This is a genomic window from Streptococcus oralis (assembly GCF_022749195.1).
Taxonomy (GTDB): Bacteria; Bacillota; Bacilli; order Lactobacillales; family Streptococcaceae; genus Streptococcus; species Streptococcus oralis_CI.
Window position 1 is genome coordinate 173,147 of record NZ_CP094226.1, and the last position, 18,539, is coordinate 191,685.

An 18,539-nucleotide genomic window follows, 5' to 3' on the forward strand; every position below is an offset into this window, starting at 1 on the left:
GTGTGATTCATTAATCACCTCAAAGAGAAAGGAAATTCTATGTCAAATCTATCTGTTAATGCAATTCGTTTTCTAGGTATTGACGCCATCAACAAAGCAAACTCAGGTCACCCAGGGGTGGTTATGGGGGCTGCTCCTATGGCCTATAGCCTCTTTACAAAGCAACTTCGTATCAATCCAGCTCAACCAAACTGGATCAACCGCGATCGCTTTATTCTTTCAGCAGGACACGGCTCTATGCTTCTTTATGCCCTTCTTCACCTTTCTGGTTTTGAAGATGTTAACATGGATGAAGTCAAGAACTTCCGCCAATGGGGTTCAAAAACACCAGGTCACCCAGAATTTGGGCATACTGCAGGGGTTGACGCTACAACTGGTCCTCTAGGACAAGGGATTTCTACTGCTACTGGTTTTGCCCAAGCAGAACGTTTCCTTGCAGCGAAGTATAACCGCGAAGGCTATAATATCTTTGACCACTATACTTATGTGATCTGTGGAGATGGAGACTTGATGGAAGGTGTCTCAAGTGAGGCAGCTTCATACGCAGGCTTGCAAAAACTCGACAAGTTGGTGGTTCTTTATGATTCAAATGACATCAACTTGGATGGTGAGACAAAAGATTCCTTTACAGAAAGTGTTCGTGACCGTTACAATGCTTACGGTTGGCATACAGCCTTGGTTGAAGATGGAACAGACTTGGAAGCAATCCATGCGGCTATTGAAGCAGCTAAAGCTTCAGGAAAACCATCTTTGATTGAAGTCAAGACTGTGATTGGATACGGTTCTCCAAACAAACAAGGAACTAATGCCGTACACGGTGCTCCTCTTGGAGCAGATGAAACTGCAGCAACTCGTCAAGCCCTCGGTTGGGACTATGAACCATTTGAAATCCCAGCTGAAGTATATGCTGATTTCAAGGAAAATGTTGCAGATCGTGGCGCATCAGCTTATCAAGCTTGGACTAAATTAGTTGCAGATTATAAAGAAGCGCATCCAGAACTGGCTGCAGAAGTAGAAGCCATCATCGACGGACGTGATCCAGTTGAAGTGACTCCAGCAGACTTCCCAGCCTTAGAAAATGGTTTCTCTCAAGCCACTCGTAATTCAAGTCAAGATGCTTTGAACGTTGTAGCTGCTAAATTGCCAACTTTCTTAGGTGGTTCAGCTGACCTTGCTCACTCAAACATGACTTACATCAAAACGGATGGACTTCAAGATGATGCTAATCGCTTGAACCGCAATATTCAGTTTGGTGTTCGTGAATTTGCAATGGGAACGATCTTGAACGGAATGGCCCTTCACGGTGGACTTCGTGTTTATGGTGGTACTTTCTTTGTCTTCTCTGACTATGTGAAAGCAGCTGTCCGCTTGTCAGCCTTGCAAGGACTTCCTGTGACTTATGTCTTTACCCACGATTCAATCGCAGTTGGTGAAGATGGTCCAACTCACGAACCAGTTGAACACCTAGCAGGTCTTCGTGCTATGCCAAATCTCAATGTTTTCCGCCCAGCAGATGCGCGTGAAACTCAAGCAGCTTGGTACCTTGCAGTGACAAGCGAAAAGATACCAACTGCCCTTGTCTTGACACGTCAAAACTTGACTGTTGAAGAGGGAACAGACTTTGGCAAGGTTGCTAAAGGTGCCTATGTTGTCTATGAAAATGCAGCTGACTTTGACACTATCTTGATTGCAACAGGTTCTGAGGTCAATCTCGCTGTCGCAGCTGCCAAAGAATTGGCTGGTCAAGGTGCAAAAGTCCGCGTAGTCAGCATGCCATCTACAGATGTCTTTGATGCACAAGATGCAGCTTATAAGGAAGAAATCCTTCCAAATGCAGTACGTCGTCGTGTTGCAGTCGAAATGGGAGCAACTCAAAACTGGTACAAATATGTTGGTCTTGATGGTGCAGTTCTCGGTATTGATACCTTTGGAGCATCTGCCCCAGCACCAAAAGTATTGGCAGAGTACGGATTTACAGTTGAAAATCTAGTCAAAGTTGTTCAAAACTTGAAATAATCACAAAAATCAGAGTTTCAACTCTGATTTTTTATAACCATAAAAACAAGGCACAACCTTGTAAAAATAGGTGAAATTTGATATAGTAGTTTTATCTGAATTACAAAGGAGAAAATACTATGGAAAATATTAGTCCAAATTTAACATTTTTGATCATGCTTGTAGGTATGTTTGCCTTGATGTTCTTTATGCAACGTTCTCAAAAGAAACAAGCACAAAAGCGTATGGAAAGCTTGAACAAGCTTCAAAAAGGCTATGAAGTCATTACAATTGGTGGGCTTTACGGAACAGTGGATGAAGTAGATACTGAGAAAGGTACAATCGTACTGGATGTAGATGGCGTTTATTTGACTTTTGAATTGGCTGCGATTAAGACCGTTTTGCCACTCAAAGAAGCTGCGACACCAGAAGGAACAGTTGTTGACGAAGGCGGAGCAATCGAAGAATAAAACGGGACCTGTCACTCCCGTTTTTCTATGAGATGAGAGGAAAAGGGATGAAAAAAATAGTATTTGTTTGCCTAGGAAATATCTGTCGTAGCCCCATGGCAGAGTTTGTGATGAAATCCATGACGAGCGATTACCACGTCGAAAGTCGGGCAACGTCATCATGGGAACATGGCAATCCGATTCACAAGGGGACGCAAGGAATTTTCCAGCAATATCAGATCCCGTATGATAAAGATAAAACATCACTTCAGATTGGCAGAGCAGACTTTGAATCGTTTGATTACATTATCGGTATGGATGCTTCAAACGTTTCAGATCTGCGTCACATGTGCCCTCAGGAACTACAGTACAAAATCTACTCTTTTGCATCTGAAAGTGTCCCAGATCCTTGGTATACAGGAGATTTTGAGGAAACCTATGCTCGTATCACAAGTGGATGCCAAAGCTGGCTAGATCGATTAGAAAAAGAGAGTAATAATGGAAAAGCTTAAACAATTTTATGAGAAGTGTAGAGTTTACCTAACTCGCCCTAGGTTAGAGCTCGTTGCAGTAGTTGTAATGGTACTCTGTGCTCTTTCGGTATTTTTGCTAAATACGCCTAAAAAGGGTGTCCTGACACTTGATGGTGGAGCTCTTGTTTATGATGGCACCTTGGTACGAGGGAAAATGAATGGCCAAGGAACCCTGACCTTTGAAAACGGAGACCAATATACAGGTGATTTCAATAATGGAGCCTTTAATGGGAAAGGAACTTTCCAATCAAAAGATGGCTGGAAATACGAAGGTGATTTTGTAAATGGTCAGGCTGAAGGTCAAGGGAAGTTGACTACAGAGCAAGAAGTTGTTTATGAAGGGACCTTTAAACAAGGCGTTTTTCAGCAAAAACAGTAGTCTCCAAGTTAGGAGGCTATTCTCAAAACCAAAAAAGAAAGCGCTTTCTTGTCTTGAATTCGATAACTAACTATCAACTAGAAAAACTTTGTGAAATAAAAAAATTTTTTCCATAATTTCACAATCGTCCAGACAAAACTCTATTATATAGCTATATTGAGAAAAAAATCACAATCTCAGAAAAATTCTTTGTGAAATGCTTATGAAACTGTTTACAAAGCATAAAAAAAGAGTTATAATAAACTTGTGAAAAAATTAACAAAGGATAAAATCCTTAAAGGCTATGGAGGATAATATGGCTGATAAAAAAACAGTAACACCAGAGGAAAAACAACTTGCTGCTGAAAAGCATGTCGATGGTCTCGTGAAAAAAGCCTTGGTTGCGCTTGATGAAATGCGCAAGTTGAACCAAGAGCAAGTTGACTATATCGTGGCAAAAGCTTCGGTTGCAGCACTTGACGCACACGGTATCCTTGCACAACATGCAGTTGAAGAAACTGGTCGTGGAGTATTTGAAGACAAGGCGACAAAAAACCTATTTGCCTGCGAACACGTAGTGAACAATATGCGTGGAGTTAAAACAGTTGGAGTTATTGAAGATGATCCAATTACAGGTTTGACAAAGATTGCGGAACCTGTCGGGGTAATCTGTGGTGTCACTCCGACAACAAACCCAACTTCAACAGCGATTTTCAAATCACTCATTGCTTTGAAAACACGTAACCCAATCGTTTTTGCTTTCCATCCATCAGCTCAAGAATCATCAGCACACGCAGCACAAATCGTTCGCGATGCAGCCATCGCAGCCGGTGCACCTGAAAACTGTGTACAATGGATTACAAAGCCATCTATGGAAGCAACTGGAGCGCTAATGAACCACGAAGGTGTTGCAACTATTCTTGCAACTGGTGGGAATGCTATGGTTAAAGCTGCATACTCATGTGGAAAACCAGCTCTTGGGGTAGGTGCCGGAAACGTTCCTGCCTATGTAGAAAAATCTGCTGACCTTCGTCAAGCTGCTCATGACATCGTTATGTCTAAATCATTTGATAATGGGATGGTCTGTGCATCAGAACAAGCGGTTATCATTGATAAAGAAGTGTATGATGAATTTGTAGAAGAATTCAAATCATACCACACTTACTTTGTAAACAAAAAAGAAAAAGCACTTCTTGAAGAATTCTGTTTTGGCGTGAAAGCAAACAGCAAAAACTGTGCTGGTGCTAAACTAAATGCAAACATCGTTGGTAAACCAGCAGCATGGATTGCTGAACAAGCAGGATTTAGTGTTCCAGAAGGAACAAACATCTTGGCTGCGGAATGTGCAGAAGTAGGACCGAAAGAACCATTGACTCGTGAAAAATTGTCACCAGTTATCGCTGTCCTAAAAGCTGAAGATACAGAAGACGGTCTTAAAAAAGCTCGTCAAATGGTTGAGTTTAACGGACTTGGTCACTCAGCAGCTATCCATACAAAAGACGAAGCTCTTGCTAAACGCTTTGGTACAGAAATCAAAGCTATGCGTATTATCTGGAACTCTCCATCTACTTTCGGTGGTATCGGTGACGTATACAATGCCTTCATTCCATCATTGACACTTGGATGTGGTTCATATGGACACAACTCAGTCGGTGATAACGTGAGTGCGATCAACCTTCTAAACATCAAGAAAGTAGGGAAACGTAGAAATAATATGCAGTGGTTTAAAGTTCCTTCAAAAATTTACTTCGAACGCAATTCTATCCAATACCTTCAAACATGTGAAGATATTGAACGCGTTATGATTGTTACAGACAAATCTATCGAAAAGCTTGGTTTTGTTCAACGTGTTATCGATCAATTGAACGCACGTAGTAACCGTGTAACTATCCAAGTCTTCTCAGATGTTGAACCAGATCCAGACATCACAACTGTAGAACGTGGTGCTGAAGTGATGAAAGCATTTGAACCAGATACAATCATCGCTCTTGGTGGTGGTTCTCCAATGGACGCGGCCAAAGTAATGTGGCTCTTCTACGAACAACCAGAAATCGACTTCCGTGACTTGGTTCAAAAATTCATGGACATCCGTAAACGTGCCTTCCGCTTCCCATCACTTGGTAAGAAAGCGAAGTACATCGGTATTCCAACAACTTCAGGTACAGGTTCAGAAGTAACACCATTTGCCGTTATCTCTGACAAGAAAAACAACCGCAAATACCCATTGGCTGACTACTCATTGACACCAACTATTGCGATTGTTGACCCTGCTTTGGTTGAGTCAGTTCCAGACTTCATCGCTGCGGATACAGGTATGGACGTCTTGACTCACGCGACTGAAGCTTACACTTCAAACTTTGCTAACGACTACACAGACGGTATCGCCCTTCAAACAATCAAACTTGTCTTTGAATGGTTGGAAAAATCAGTTAAGACAGCTGATCCAGAAGCTCGTGAGAAAATGCATAATGCATCTACAATGGCTGGTATGGCCTTCGCCAATGCCTTCCTTGGTATGAGCCACTCAATGGCCCACAAGATCGGTGGTGTTCACCACACTGTTCACGGACGTACAAATGCAATCTTGCTTCCATACGTTATCCGTTACAACGGAACTCGTCCATCTAAGACTACTACATGGCCTAAATACAACTACTGGAAAGCTGATGAGAAATTCCAAGACATCGCGAAAATGCTTGGCTTGCCTCACTCAACTCCAGAAGAAGCAGTTGAAGCATACGCTAAAGCTGTTTACGAACTTGGTGTTGCAGTAGGTATCAAGATGAACTTCAAGGATCAAGGAATTGATGAAAAAGCTTGGAAAGATAGCTTGCATGAAATTGCCTTGCTTGCTTATGAAGATCAATGTTCACCTGCTAACCCTCGCTTGCCAATGGTAGCTGACATGGAAGAAATCATGGCAGATGCTTACTATGGTTATGCAGAACGTCCAGGACGTCGTAAATAATCGTTTATCAGCCTAGAGACAGGAGTTATCCTGTCTCTTTTTTGTAACTCTGAAAGAGTTGAAATTGTAGTTTCACCTTGATAATGAAGAGAATATGCAGATATTATAAAAGATTCTAGAGATATGTTTTGGAAATAAAAGAATGGATGAATAAAAAGGGGGAGAAAAAGTAGAAAAGCAGGAGAGAAAATCAACGCCCGTACTTGCAATTAAACTCAAATAGTTATATAATAGGTTTGTTGAAAGGTGATTTGTAGTGATTCAAGTTACTCTTTTCACAATAAAATTTTCATGATTTTCATAAGGAGGAAATCACTAATGGTAGTTAAAGTTGGTATTAACGGTTTCGGACGTATCGGTCGTCTTGCTTTCCGCCGTATCCAAAACGTAGAAGGTGTTGAAGTTACTCGCATCAACGACCTTACAGATCCAGTTATGCTTGCACACTTGTTGAAATACGACACAACTCAAGGTCGTTTCGACGGTACTGTAGAAGTTAAAGAAGGTGGATTCGAAGTTAACGGTAAATTCGTTAAAGTTTCTGCTGAACGTGATCCAGAACAAATCGACTGGGCTACTGACGGTGTAGAAATTGTTCTTGAAGCAACTGGTTTCTTCGCTAAGAAAGATGCAGCTGAAAAACACCTTAAAGGTGGAGCTAAGAAAGTTGTTATCACTGCTCCTGGTGGAAACGACGTTAAAACAGTTGTATTTAACACTAACCACGACGTTCTTGACGGTACTGAAACAGTTATCTCAGGTGCTTCATGTACTACAAACTGTTTGGCTCCAATGGCTAAAGCTCTTCAAGATAACTTCGGTGTTGTAGAAGGATTGATGACTACTATCCACGCTTACACTGGTGACCAAATGATCCTTGACGGACCACACCGTGGTGGTGACCTTCGCCGTGCTCGCGCTGGTGCTGCAAACATCGTTCCTAACTCAACTGGTGCTGCTAAAGCTATCGGTCTTGTAATCCCAGAATTGAATGGTAAACTTGACGGATCTGCACAACGCGTTCCAACTCCAACTGGATCAGTTACTGAATTGGTAGCAGTTCTTGAAAAGAACGTTACTGTTGATGAAGTAAACGCAGCTATGAAAGCAGCTTCAAACGAATCATACGGTTACACAGAAGATCCAATCGTATCTTCAGATATCGTAGGTATGTCTTACGGTTCATTGTTTGACGCAACTCAAACTAAAGTTCTTGACGTTGACGGTAAACAATTGGTTAAAGTTGTATCATGGTACGACAACGAAATGTCATACACTGCACAACTTGTACGTACTCTTGAATACTTTGCAAAAATCGCTAAATAATTCTTGAGTCGATAAAAGCAAGGCCTTTTGGTCTTGCTTTTTTGTATAGAAAAATGGATGATAGTGTCATCCATTTTGTTTTAATTCTATTTCAAAAGTATCCGAGAAGGCGGTAAAACTCAATTTTTCGAAGGTGAGTGGATGAGTAAAAGAAAGTCGAAAGGCATGAAGCATGAGCCTGCTTGCTTTTGATCTAGAGTTATAGAGAGGATCGCCCAAGATAGGATGCTTGTGATGAGAAAGGTGAACACGAATCTGATGCGTTCGACCGGTCTTTAGTTTGCAACGGACAAGGGTAGTCTGATTTGGAAATTGCTTTAGTCGGCTTACCTGAGTTTCGGCATGTTGCCCACTTTTGGGATCTACCACTCGTTTTCTACGATCATGGCGATCACGACCAATTTTATCTCGGAAGATAAGTTCTTTGTTCGCTACTTGCCTCTCTACGAGTGCCCAGTATTCACGAGCGATTTCCTTTTTCTCCAACAAGCGATTGAGGATAGGTAGGATAAAAGGATTTTTAGCAAAAAGTACTAAACCGCTTGTTTCCATGTCCAGGCGATGAACGACATAGCAGGTTTGACCAACGTAGGCAGAGACATGGTTGAGAAGGGCAATTTCACCAGGTTGATTTCCGTGAGTTTTCATTCCCTCTGGCTTGTTGACGATAATGAGATGTTGATCTTGATAAACCTCTTGAACGAGGTCTGGATTGCCCCAAAGGATTTCTTTTGGGGGATAATCTTCCTCGTCAAAAGTCAACTGGCAAATGTCCCCTGGCTTGACCATCTCGTTCCAGTGAACTTCTTTGTGGTTCATTAAGATGTTCTTCTTTATTCTCAAAAAATGGCGGATTTTTCTAGGGATGAGGAGTTGTTCCTCTAGAAATTGTTTGACCGTCATTTGAGGCAAGGATTCGGGTAATGTAAATGTGAATTGCATACAGATATTGTAACAAAAAAAGCCCTATTTGGATAGGGAGTAGCTAAATTCTTGAGTTCCTATGGTGAAGATGATAAAATAAACGCATGAAATTAGATAAATTATTTGAGAAGTTTCTTTCTCTCTTTAAAAAAGAAACGAATGAATCCACGGAGTCTGATTCGACTAGCATGCGTCGTTCTCGGAGCGATAGAAAAAAATTGTCCCAAGTAGGCCCAATTCGGAAATTTTGGCGTCGTTATCATCTGACAAAAATCGTCATCATTTTAGGGTTAAGTGCAGGTTTGCTAGTAGGAACCTACCTATTTGCGATAGCCAAGTCTACTAATGTTAATGACTTACAAAATGCCCTGAAAACGCGAACTCTGATTTTTGACCGCGAAGAAAAAGAGGCAGGAGCCCTGTCGGGTCAAAAGGGAACCTATGTTGAACTGACAGATATCAGTAAAGACTTGCAAAATGCTGTCGTCGCGACGGAGGACCGTTCCTTCTATAAAAATGATGGGATTAACTACGGTCGTTTCTTTCTAGCCATCCTTACAGCAGGTCGTTCTGGAGGGGGGTCTACCATCACTCAACAGTTGGCGAAAAATGCCTATCTTTCCCAGGACCAGACCGTTGAACGGAAGGCCAAGGAGTTTTTCCTTGCCTTAGAGTTGACCAAGAAATACAGCAAGGAGCAAATCCTTACTATGTACCTCAATAACGCCTACTTCGGAAATGGGGTATGGGGTGTTGAAGATGCAAGTAAGAAATATTTCGGTGTATCAGCTTCACAACTAACGCTTGATCAGGCGGCGACTCTAGCAGGGATGCTCAAGGGACCAGAATTGTATAATCCATTAAATTCTGTTGAGACTTCCACCAACCGTAGGGATACTGTTTTGCAAAATATGGTTGCAGCAGGTTATATTGATAAAAACCAAGAGACCGAAGCGGCTGGAGTAGATATGGCTTCTCAACTGCAAGATAAGTATGAAGGCAAAGTTTCGGATTATCGTTACCCGTCCTATTTTGATGCAGTTGTCAACGAAGCGGTTTCCAAGTACAATCTCACAGAAGAAGAGATTGTCAACAATGGCTATCGAATCTACACAGAGCTTGACCAAAACTACCAAGCAAACATGCAGGTTATTTACGAAAACACTTCGCTATTTCCAACAGCAGAAGACGGAACGCATGCCGAATCAGGTAGTGTCGCTCTAGAACCCAAGACCGGTGGAGTGCGTGGAGTTGTTGGTCGTGTAGCTGGTGATGACAAACCAGGTTTCCGTAATTTTAACTATGCCACTCAGTCTAAGCGTAGCCCAGGCTCAACCATTAAACCTTTAGTCGTTTATACACCCGCAGTAGAAGCAGGATGGGCCTTGAACAAGCAACTGGATAATCATACGATGCAGTACAACAGTTATCAAGTAGACAACTATGCGGGTATTAAGACATCTCCAGAAGTACCTATGTATCAGGCCTTGGCGGAATCACTCAACCTACCAGCAGTTGCGACTGTAAATGAATTAGGTATTGACAAAGCTTTTGACGCTGGGGAGAGATTTGGTTTGAATATGGAAAAAGTTGACCGAGTTCTTGGAGTTGCTCTTGGTGGAGGTGTGGAGACGAATCCTCTCCAGATGGCGCAAGCCTATGCAGCCTTTGCCAATGGAGGTCTAATGCCTGAAGCACATTTCATCACTCGTATTGAAAATGCCAGCGGTCAGGTCATCAAGAGTCATAAAAACTCCCAAAAACGAGTGATTGATAAGTCGGTAGCTGATAAAATGACCAGTATGATGCTAGGAACATTTACCAATGGTACAGGAATTAGTTCGTCACCAGCGGATTACGTTATGGCTGGTAAAACAGGTACGACTGAAGCTGTTTTCAACCCAGAATATACCAGTGACCAGTGGGTGATTGGTTATACTCCGGATGTGGTAATCAGCCACTGGCTCGGCTTCCCAACAACAGATGAGAACCATTATCTAGCAGGTTCGACTTCTAATGGCGCTGCCCATGTCTTTAGAAGTATGGCTAATACCATCTTGCCTTATACTCCTGGTAGCACCTTTACAGTTGAGAATGCTTATAAACAAAATGGTATTGAACCAGAAAATACGAAAAAGCAAATCGTTGAAAATGAGACAAACCAGTCTGAGGACCCGATAGGAGATATTCGTAGTCGTGCACAAAATCTTGTAGATGAAGCAGGACGTGCGATTTCAGAAGCTAAGATAAAAGAAAAAGCCCAGACAATATGGGACTCAATCCTTAATCTATTTCGTTAAGAGACTTGTCAAAGCCTAGGTTTCTTGTTATAATAGATAAGATGGAGGCGTTATGGCACTAAAAAAAGCAAGCCTAGCTTGTGCAGTTTGTGGTTCAAGGAATTACTCAATCAAAATTAGTGGGAACCCCAAGCCAACACGACTAGAAGTAAATAAATTTTGTAAACATTGTGGAAAATATACGACACATAGAGAAACGAGATAGGAGAGAACGATGGGTTTTATTAAGGATATTTTTAAACTTCTTAAAGAAACAACTTGGCCAACTCGCAAAGAAAGCTGGAGAGATTTTCGCTCTATTATGGAATACACAGCCTTCTTTGTGGTCATCATTTACATTTTTGACCAGTTGATTGTTTCAGGTTTGATTCGATTTATTAACATTTTTTAGAAGAGAAGCGGGGAACTTCTGCTAACTTTCTTCTATATATGTATGAAAGGAAATATCATGGATAGTTTTGACAAGGGATGGTTTGTTCTACAAACTTATTATGGCTATGAAAATAAGGTAAAAGAAAATCTATTGCAACGTGCGCAAACATATAACATGTTGGATAATATTCTACGCGTTGAGATTCCAACACAAACCGTGCAAGTTGAGAAAAATGGAAAGAAAAAGGAAGTTGAAGAGAATCGCTTTCCAGGTTATGTCCTTGTAGAAATGGTCATGACAGATGAAGCATGGTTCGTCGTTCGAAACACACCTAACGTAACAGGATTCGTCGGCTCACACGGTAACAGATCAAAACCAACTCCACTATTGGAACAAGAAATTCGTGATATTCTGGTTTCAATGGGACAAACTGTTCAAGAGTTTGATATTGATGTTGAAGTTGGCCAGACAGTCCGCATCGTTGATGGCGCTTTTGCAGATTACACAGGTAAAATTACTGAAATTGATAACAACAAAGTGAAGATGATTATCTCTATGTTTGGTAATGATACGATTGCAGAAGTGAATCTCAACCAAATTGCAGAATTATAACCCCAGAGAGGCTTTGCCTCTCTTTTTATGTGCCGTTTAGGGAGGAAGAAGTATAAAACAGAGGAAGTAGACCCATGGGTTCGCGCATTTTGCTAAACTAAATGCAGAAAGGAGAGGTCTATGAATCTAAAAGACTTATATGAAGAAAGTAAGGGAATCGTCCATAAGTGTCGAAAAGATTATCATTTGCATCTGTGGGAGAAAGAGGACTGGGACCAGGAAGGCATGTTATGTCTATATGAGCTGGTGAGTCGCAACCCAGAGTTACTAGAGGGCGAGCGCCATCAACTTTATGTTTGCTTTAAAACAAAATTTAGAAATCGTATTCTAGATTACATCCGTAAGCAGGAAAGCCACAAGCGTCGTTTCGACAAAGAACCCTATGAAGAAGTGAGTGAGATTAGCCATCGTCTAGGAGAAAAAGGACTCAGGCTGGACGATTATTATCTCTTTCACGAACTTCTGAAGACATACAAATCAAAGCAGAGTATGGAAAAACAAGAATTAATAGATCGTCTAATAGGAGGAGAAGTCTTTAGAGGACGTAAAGCTCTACTAAGAGAACTTTCCCTAATCTTTTCAGAATTTCGGTAAAGAGGAAAAAAGTTCTTGACAAAGGTAAAAAAGTAGGTATAATAGAAAGAGTTGAAAAGCTCAAGGTCCGTTGGTCAAGGGGTTAAGACACCGCCTTTTCACGGCGGTAACACGGGTTCGAATCCCGTACGGACTATGGGTATATTGTGGTAAAAAAACTTGGAAAAAAGTTTAAAAAATCTGTTGACAGAGACAGATGGCTGTGATATACTAATATAGTTGTCGCTTGAGAGAGAATGAGTGACAAAGACCTTTGAAAACTGAACAAGACGAACCAATGTGCAGGGCACTATAACTGAGGTTATAGTACTGAACAATGAAAAAAACAATAAATCTGTCAGTGACAGAAATGAGTGAGAACTCAAACTTTTAATGAGAGTTTGATCCTGGCTCAGGACGAACGCTGGCGGCGTGCCTAATACATGCAAGTAGAACGCTGAAGGAGGAGCTTGCTTCTCTGGATGAGTTGCGAACGGGTGAGTAACGCGTAGGTAACCTGCCTGGTAGCGGGGGATAACTATTGGAAACGATAGCTAATACCGCATAAGAGTAGATGTTGCATGACATATACTTAAAAGGTGCAATTGCATCACTACCAGATGGACCTGCGTTGTATTAGCTAGTTGGTGAGGTAACGGCTCACCAAGGCAACGATACATAGCCGACCTGAGAGGGTGATCGGCCACACTGGGACTGAGACACGGCCCAGACTCCTACGGGAGGCAGCAGTAGGGAATCTTCGGCAATGGACGGAAGTCTGACCGAGCAACGCCGCGTGAGTGAAGAAGGTTTTCGGATCGTAAAGCTCTGTTGTAAGAGAAGAACGAGTGTGAGAGTGGAAAGTTCACACTGTGACGGTATCTTACCAGAAAGGGACGGCTAACTACGTGCCAGCAGCCGCGGTAATACGTAGGTCCCGAGCGTTGTCCGGATTTATTGGGCGTAAAGCGAGCGCAGGCGGTTAGATAAGTCTGAAGTTAAAGGCTGTGGCTTAACCATAGTACGCTTTGGAAACTGTTTAACTTGAGTGCAAGAGGGGAGAGTGGAATTCCATGTGTAGCGGTGAAATGCGTAGATATATGGAGGAACACCGGTGGCGAAAGCGGCTCTCTGGCTTGTAACTGACGCTGAGGCTCGAAAGCGTGGGGAGCAAACAGGATTAGATACCCTGGTAGTCCACGCCGTAAACGATGAGTGCTAGGTGTTAGACCCTTTCCGGGGTTTAGTGCCGCAGCTAACGCATTAAGCACTCCGCCTGGGGAGTACGACCGCAAGGTTGAAACTCAAAGGAATTGACGGGGGCCCGCACAAGCGGTGGAGCATGTGGTTTAATTCGAAGCAACGCGAAGAACCTTACCAGGTCTTGACATCCCTCTGACCGCTCTAGAGATAGAGTTTTCCTTCGGGACAGAGGTGACAGGTGGTGCATGGTTGTCGTCAGCTCGTGTCGTGAGATGTTGGGTTAAGTCCCGCAACGAGCGCAACCCCTATTGTTAGTTGCCATCATTCAGTTGGGCACTCTAGCGAGACTGCCGGTAATAAACCGGAGGAAGGTGGGGATGACGTCAAATCATCATGCCCCTTATGACCTGGGCTACACACGTGCTACAATGGCTGGTACAACGAGTCGCAAGCCGGTGACGGCAAGCTAATCTCTTAAAGCCAGTCTCAGTTCGGATTGTAGGCTGCAACTCGCCTACATGAAGTCGGAATCGCTAGTAATCGCGGATCAGCACGCCGCGGTGAATACGTTCCCGGGCCTTGTACACACCGCCCGTCACACCACGAGAGTTTGTAACACCCGAAGTCGGTGAGGTAACCTTTTAGGAGCCAGCCGCCTAAGGTGGGATAGATGATTGGGGTGAAGTCGTAACAAGGTAGCCGTATCGGAAGGTGCGGCTGGATCACCTCCTTTCTAAGGATAAGGAACTGCACATTGGTCTTGTTTAGTCTTGAGAGGTCTTGTGGGGCCTTAGCTCAGCTGGGAGAGCGCCTGCTTTGCACGCAGGAGGTCAGCGGTTCGATCCCGCTAGGCTCCATTGGTGAGAGATCACCAAGTAATGCACATTGAAAATTGAATATCTATATCAAATAGTAACAAGAAAATAAACCGAAACGCTGTAGTATTAAAAGAGTTTATGACTGAAAGGTCAAAAAATAAGGTTAAGTTAATAAGGGCGCACGGTGGATGCCTTGGCACTAGGAGCCGAAGAAGGACGTGACAAACGACGATATGCCTTGGGTAGCTGTAAGTAAGCGATGATCCAGGGATTTCCGAATGGGGGAACCCAACAGGTACTACCTGTTACCCGCATCTGTTAAGGATGTGAGGAGGAAGACGCAGTGAACTGAAACATCTAAGTAGCTGCAGGAAGAGAAAGCAAAAGCGATTGCCTTAGTAGCGGCGAGCGAAACGGCAGGAGGGCAAACCGAAGAGTTTACTCTTCGGGGTTGTAGGACTGCAATGTGGACTCAAAGATTATAGAAGAATGATTTGGGAAGATCAGCCAAAGAGAGTAATAGCCTCGTATTTAAAATAGTCTTTGTACCTAGCAGTATCCTGAGTACGGCGGGACACGTGAAATCCCGTCGGAATCTGGGAGGACCATCTCCCAACCCTAAATACTCCCTAGTGACCGATAGTGAACCAGTACCGTGAGGGAAAGGTGAAAAGCACCCCGGGAGGGGAGTGAAATAGAACCTGAAACCGTGTGCCTACAACAAGTTCGAGCCCGTTAATGGGTGAGAGCGTGCCTTTTGTAGAATGAACCGGCGAGTTACGATATGATGCGAGGTTAAGTTGAAGAGACGGAGCCGCAGGGAAACCGAGTCTGAATAGGGCGCTTTAGTATCATGTCGTAGACCCGAAACCATGTGACCTACCCATGAGCAGGTTGAAGGTGCGGTAAGACGCACTGGAGGACCGAACCAGGGCACGTTGAAAAGTGCTTGGATGACTTGTGGGTAGCGGAGAAATTCCAAACGAACTTGGAGATAGCTGGTTCTCTCCGAAATAGCTTTAGGGCTAGCGTCGACATAAAGATTCTTGGAGGTAGAGCACTGTTTGGGTGAGGGGTCCATCCCGGATTACCAATCTCAGATAAACTCCGAATGCCAATGAATTATGGTCGGCAGTCAGACTGCGAGTGCTAAGATCCGTAGTCGAAAGGGAAACAGCCCAGACCACCAGCTAAGGTCCCAAAATAATTGTTAAGTGGAAAAGGATGTGGGGTTGCACAGACAACTAGGATGTTAGCTTAGAAGCAGCTATTCATTCAAAGAGTGCGTAATAGCTCACTAGTCGAGTGACCCTGCGCCGAAAATGTACCGGGGCTAAAACAATTTACCGAAGCTGTGGATACCTTTATAGGTATGGTAGGAGAGCGTTCTATGTGTGAAGAAGGTATACCGTGAGGAGTGCTGGAACGCATAGAAGTGAGAATGCCGGTATGAGTAGCGAAAGACAGGTGAGAATCCTGTCCACCGTAAGACTAAGGTTTCCAGGGGAAGGCTCGTCCGCCCTGGGTTAGTCGGGACCTAAGGAGAGACCGAAAGGTGTATCCGATGGACAACAGGTTGATATTCCTGTACTAGAGTATGTAGTGATGGAGGGACGCAGTAGGCTAACTAAAGCAGACGAATGGAAGTGTCTGTCTAAGCAGTGAGGTGTGATATGAGTCAAATGCTTATATCTATAACATTGAGCTGTGATGGGGAGCGAAGTTTAGTAGCGAAGTTAGTGACGTCACACTGCCAAGAAAAGCTTCTAGCGTTTAAACATACTCTACCCGTACCGCAAACCGACACAGGTAGTCGAGGCGAGTAGCCTCAGGTGAGCGAGAGAACTCTCGTTAAGGAACTCGGCAAAATGACCCCGTAACTTCGGGAGAAGGGGTGCTGACTTTACGTCAGCCGCAGTGAATAGGCCCAAGCAACTGTTTATCAAAAACACAGCTCTCTGCTAAATCGTAAGATGATGTATAGGGGGTGACGCCTGCCCGGTGCTGGAAGGTTAAGAGGAGTGCTTAGCGTAAGCGAAGGTATGAATTGAAGCCCCAGTAAACGGCGGCCGTAACTATAACGGTCCTAAGGTAGCGAAATTCCTTGTCGGGTAAGTTCCGACCCGCACGAAAGGCGTAATGATTTGGGCACTGTCTCAACGAGAGACTCGGTGAAATTTTAGTACCTGTGAAGATGCAGGTTACCCGCGACAGGACGGAAAGACCCCATGGAGCTTTACTGCAGTTTGATATTGAGTGTCTGTACCACATGTACAGGATAGGTAGGAGTCTATGAGATCGGGACGCCAGTTTCGAAGGAGACGTTGTTGGGATACTACCCTTGTGTTATGGCCACTCTAACCCGGATAGGTTATCCCTATCGGAGACAGTGTCTGACGGGCAGTTTGACTGGGGCGGTCGCCTCCTAAAAGGTAACGGAGGCGCCCAAAGGTTCCCTCAGAATGGTTGGAAATCATTCGCAGAGTGTAAAGGTATAAGGGAGCTTGACTGCGAGAGCTACAACTCGAGCAGGGACGAAAGTCGGGCTTAGTGATCCGGTGGTTCCGTATGGAAGGGCCATCGCTCAACGGATAAAAGCTACCCTGGGGATAACAGGCTTATCTCCCCCAAGAGTTCACATCGACGGGGAGGTTTGGCACCTCGATGTCGGCTCGTCGCATCCTGGGGCTGTAGTCGGTCCCAAGGGTTGGGCTGTTCGCCCATTAAAGCGGCACGCGAGCTGGGTTCAGAACGTCGTGAGACAGTTCGGTCCCTATCCGTCGCGGGCGTAGGAAATTTGAGAGGATCTGCTCCTAGTACGAGAGGACCAGAGTGGACTTACCGCTGGTGTACCAGTTGTCTTGCCAAAGGCATCGCTGGGTAGCTATGTAGGGAAGGGATAAACGCTGAAAGCATCTAAGTGTGAAACCCACCTCAAGATGAGATTTCCCATGATTTTATATCAGTAAGAGCCCTGAGAGATGATCAGGTAGATAGGTTAGAAGTGGAAGTGTGGCGACACATGTAGCGGACTAATACTAATAGCTCGAGGACTTATCCAAAGTAACTGAGAATACGAAGTGTGAGGTTTTCTTGGTATTTGATAGATATTCAATTTTGAGTAGGTATTACTCAGAGTTAAGTGACGATAGCCTAGGAGATACACCTGTACCCATGCCGAACACAGCAGTTAAGCCCTAGAACGCCGGAAGTAGTTGGGGGTTGCCCCCTGTGAGATATGGAAGTCGCTTAGCTTGAGGGAGTTTAGCTCAGCTGGGAGAGCATCTGCCTTACAAGCAGAGGGTCAGCGGTTCGATCCCGTTAACTCCCATAGGTCCCGTAGTGTAGCGGTTATCACGTCGCCCTGTCACGGCGAAGATCGCGGGTTCGATTCCCGTCGGGACCGTTTAAGATAACGGAAGTTATTTTAGACTCGTTAGCTCAGTTGGTAGAGCAATTGACTTTTAATCAATGGGTCACTGGTTCGAGCCCAGTACGGGTCATATTTGCGGGTTTGGCGGAATTGGCAGACGCACCAGATTTAGGATCTGGCGCTTAACGGCGTGGGGGTTCAAGTCCCTTAACCCGCATAATAGAAATCAGCCGGCTTAGCTCAGTTGGTAGAGCATCTGATTTGTAATCAGAGGGTCGCGTGTTCAAGTCATGTAGCCGGCATTTTTTTATATAGAATAAGAGGTCGATGCGAACGTAGTTCAGTGGTAGAACACCACCTTGCCAAGGTGGGGGTCGCGGGTTCGAATCCCGTCGTTCGCTTAGAGAGGCCGGGGTGGCGGAACTGGCAGACGCACAGGACTTAAAATCCTGCGATTGGTAACGATCGTACCGGTTCGATTCCGGTCCTCGGCATATAATGATGAGCACCCTTAGCTCAACTGGATAGAGTACCTGACTACGAATCAGGCGGTTAGAGGTTCGACTCCTCTAGGGTGCATTTTTTTATTTAACGCGGGAAGTAGCTCAGCTTGGTAGAGTACTTGGTTTGGGACCAAGGTGTCGCAGGTTCGAATCCTGTCTTCCCGATTGATTACGAGGATACTTAAAGGTATCTTTTTTTTATTTACTAAGGAGATTCTGAGAGTCTTCTTT

General features: G+C 44.1%; 12 protein-coding genes, 11 tRNA genes and 3 rRNA genes. 25 read left to right on the forward strand and 1 reads right to left on the reverse strand.

Annotation, left to right across the window (positions count from 1 at the left end):
* Positions 1-39: 39 nt before the first annotated feature.
* The 6 genes from tkt to gap all read left to right on the forward strand — a co-directional run bounded on the left by tkt (position 40) and on the right by gap (position 7,629).
* A complete protein-coding gene (gene tkt, locus MP387_RS00895; protein ID WP_242746989.1) occupies positions 40-2,016 on the forward strand; it encodes a transketolase in 1,977 nt (658 codons plus the stop codon).
* A gap of 128 nt (positions 2,017-2,144) precedes the next feature.
* Positions 2,145-2,465, forward strand: a complete 321-nt coding sequence (gene yajC, locus MP387_RS00900) for a preprotein translocase subunit YajC (RefSeq protein ID WP_070568166.1) — start codon at positions 2,145-2,147, stop codon at positions 2,463-2,465.
* 47 nt (positions 2,466-2,512) lie between these two features.
* Entirely contained in the window at positions 2,513-2,956 is a 444-nt protein-coding gene (locus tag MP387_RS00905; protein ID WP_242746993.1) for a low molecular weight protein-tyrosine-phosphatase, read from the forward strand.
* Positions 2,943-3,356, forward strand: coding sequence for an MORN repeat-containing protein (locus MP387_RS00910; protein ID WP_000413194.1), 414 nt, complete (start codon positions 2,943-2,945; stop codon positions 3,354-3,356). Before MP387_RS00905 ends, MP387_RS00910 begins: the two co-directional genes overlap by 14 nt.
* Positions 3,357-3,651: 295 nt before the next feature.
* On the forward strand, positions 3,652-6,303 hold the full coding sequence (gene adhE / locus MP387_RS00915) for a bifunctional acetaldehyde-CoA/alcohol dehydrogenase (RefSeq protein ID WP_198464993.1): 2,652 nt from the start codon (positions 3,652-3,654) through the stop codon (positions 6,301-6,303).
* Between the two features lie 318 nt (positions 6,304-6,621).
* Positions 6,622-7,629, forward strand: a complete 1,008-nt coding sequence (gene gap / locus MP387_RS00920) for a type I glyceraldehyde-3-phosphate dehydrogenase (RefSeq protein ID WP_000260682.1) — start codon at positions 6,622-6,624, stop codon at positions 7,627-7,629.
* A 66-nt stretch (positions 7,630-7,695) separates the two neighbouring features.
* On the opposite strand, the gene MP387_RS00925 is transcribed toward gap, so the two are convergent.
* On the reverse strand, positions 7,696-8,571 hold the full coding sequence (locus tag MP387_RS00925) for an RluA family pseudouridine synthase (protein WP_341275347.1): 876 nt from the start codon (positions 8,569-8,571) through the stop codon (positions 7,696-7,698).
* Positions 8,572-8,657: 86 nt separating this feature from the next.
* Between MP387_RS00925 and pbp2a the strand changes: the two genes are divergently transcribed.
* The 19 genes from pbp2a to MP387_RS01020 all read left to right on the forward strand — a co-directional run bounded on the left by pbp2a (position 8,658) and on the right by MP387_RS01020 (position 18,473).
* Positions 8,658-10,853 (forward strand): penicillin-binding protein PBP2A, encoded by a 2,196-nt coding sequence (gene pbp2a / locus MP387_RS00930; RefSeq protein WP_242747001.1) that lies wholly within the window; start codon positions 8,658-8,660, stop codon positions 10,851-10,853.
* A gap of 52 nt (positions 10,854-10,905) precedes the next feature.
* Positions 10,906-11,058, forward strand: coding sequence for a 50S ribosomal protein L33 (gene rpmG, locus MP387_RS00935; RefSeq protein ID WP_001809375.1), 153 nt, complete (start codon positions 10,906-10,908; stop codon positions 11,056-11,058).
* Between the two features lie 9 nt (positions 11,059-11,067).
* Positions 11,068-11,244, forward strand: a complete 177-nt coding sequence (gene secE / locus MP387_RS00940; protein WP_000505776.1) for a preprotein translocase subunit SecE — start codon at positions 11,068-11,070, stop codon at positions 11,242-11,244.
* Between the two features lie 57 nt (positions 11,245-11,301).
* Positions 11,302-11,838, forward strand: a complete 537-nt coding sequence (nusG, locus tag MP387_RS00945) for a transcription termination/antitermination protein NusG (protein WP_242747017.1) — start codon at positions 11,302-11,304, stop codon at positions 11,836-11,838.
* 120 nt (positions 11,839-11,958) lie between these two features.
* Positions 11,959-12,432, forward strand: coding sequence for a sigma-70 family RNA polymerase sigma factor (locus tag MP387_RS00950; RefSeq protein WP_242747020.1), 474 nt, complete (start codon positions 11,959-11,961; stop codon positions 12,430-12,432).
* A 64-nt stretch (positions 12,433-12,496) separates the two neighbouring features.
* A tRNA-Glu gene (locus MP387_RS00955) sits at positions 12,497-12,568 on the forward strand.
* Positions 12,569-12,800: 232 nt separating this feature from the next.
* Positions 12,801-14,347, forward strand: a 16S ribosomal RNA gene (locus MP387_RS00960).
* Positions 14,348-14,398: 51 nt separating this feature from the next.
* Positions 14,399-14,471, forward strand: a tRNA-Ala gene (locus tag MP387_RS00965).
* A gap of 122 nt (positions 14,472-14,593) precedes the next feature.
* Positions 14,594-17,494 (forward strand): 23S ribosomal RNA (locus tag MP387_RS00970).
* A 76-nt stretch (positions 17,495-17,570) separates the two neighbouring features.
* Positions 17,571-17,686, forward strand: a 5S ribosomal RNA gene (gene rrf / locus MP387_RS00975).
* Together the 16S, 23S and 5S rRNA genes with 11 tRNA genes alongside form the textbook arrangement of a ribosomal RNA operon.
* A gap of 4 nt (positions 17,687-17,690) precedes the next feature.
* Positions 17,691-17,763: transfer RNA gene (locus MP387_RS00980), tRNA-Val, on the forward strand.
* 2 nt (positions 17,764-17,765) lie between these two features.
* Positions 17,766-17,838 (forward strand) — tRNA-Asp (locus MP387_RS00985).
* A gap of 24 nt (positions 17,839-17,862) precedes the next feature.
* A tRNA-Lys gene (locus MP387_RS00990) sits at positions 17,863-17,935 on the forward strand.
* A gap of 5 nt (positions 17,936-17,940) precedes the next feature.
* A tRNA-Leu gene (locus MP387_RS00995) sits at positions 17,941-18,022 on the forward strand.
* A gap of 12 nt (positions 18,023-18,034) precedes the next feature.
* Positions 18,035-18,107 (forward strand) — tRNA-Thr (locus tag MP387_RS01000).
* A gap of 27 nt (positions 18,108-18,134) precedes the next feature.
* Positions 18,135-18,206, forward strand: a tRNA-Gly gene (locus MP387_RS01005).
* Positions 18,207-18,213: 7 nt separating this feature from the next.
* Positions 18,214-18,299: transfer RNA gene (locus MP387_RS01010), tRNA-Leu, on the forward strand.
* An 11-nt stretch (positions 18,300-18,310) separates the two neighbouring features.
* Positions 18,311-18,384, forward strand: a tRNA-Arg gene (locus tag MP387_RS01015).
* A 15-nt stretch (positions 18,385-18,399) separates the two neighbouring features.
* A tRNA-Pro gene (locus MP387_RS01020) sits at positions 18,400-18,473 on the forward strand.
* Positions 18,474-18,539: the final 66 nt, after the last annotated feature.

Excerpts from the sequence above, each read along its gene's own strand:
- tkt (WP_242746989.1), top strand. The coding sequence starts at position 40 with ATGTCAAATCTATCTGTTAATGCAATTCGTTTTCTAGGTATTGACGCC.
- MP387_RS00905 (WP_242746993.1), top strand. The coding sequence starts at position 2,513 with ATGAAAAAAATAGTATTTGTTTGCCTAGGAAATATCTGTCGTAGCCCC.
- MP387_RS00910 (WP_000413194.1), top strand. The coding sequence starts at position 2,943 with ATGGAAAAGCTTAAACAATTTTATGAGAAGTGTAGAGTTTACCTAACT.
- adhE (WP_198464993.1), top strand. The coding sequence starts at position 3,652 with ATGGCTGATAAAAAAACAGTAACACCAGAGGAAAAACAACTTGCTGCT.
- gap (WP_000260682.1), top strand. The coding sequence starts at position 6,622 with ATGGTAGTTAAAGTTGGTATTAACGGTTTCGGACGTATCGGTCGTCTT.
- MP387_RS00925 (WP_341275347.1), bottom strand. The coding sequence starts at position 8,571 with ATGCAATTCACATTTACATTACCCGAATCCTTGCCTCAAATGACGGTC.
- pbp2a (WP_242747001.1), top strand. The coding sequence starts at position 8,658 with ATGAAATTAGATAAATTATTTGAGAAGTTTCTTTCTCTCTTTAAAAAA.
- rpmG (WP_001809375.1), top strand. The coding sequence starts at position 10,906 with ATGGCACTAAAAAAAGCAAGCCTAGCTTGTGCAGTTTGTGGTTCAAGG.
- secE (WP_000505776.1), top strand. The coding sequence starts at position 11,068 with ATGGGTTTTATTAAGGATATTTTTAAACTTCTTAAAGAAACAACTTGG.
- nusG (WP_242747017.1), top strand. The coding sequence starts at position 11,302 with ATGGATAGTTTTGACAAGGGATGGTTTGTTCTACAAACTTATTATGGC.
- MP387_RS00950 (WP_242747020.1), top strand. The coding sequence starts at position 11,959 with ATGAATCTAAAAGACTTATATGAAGAAAGTAAGGGAATCGTCCATAAG.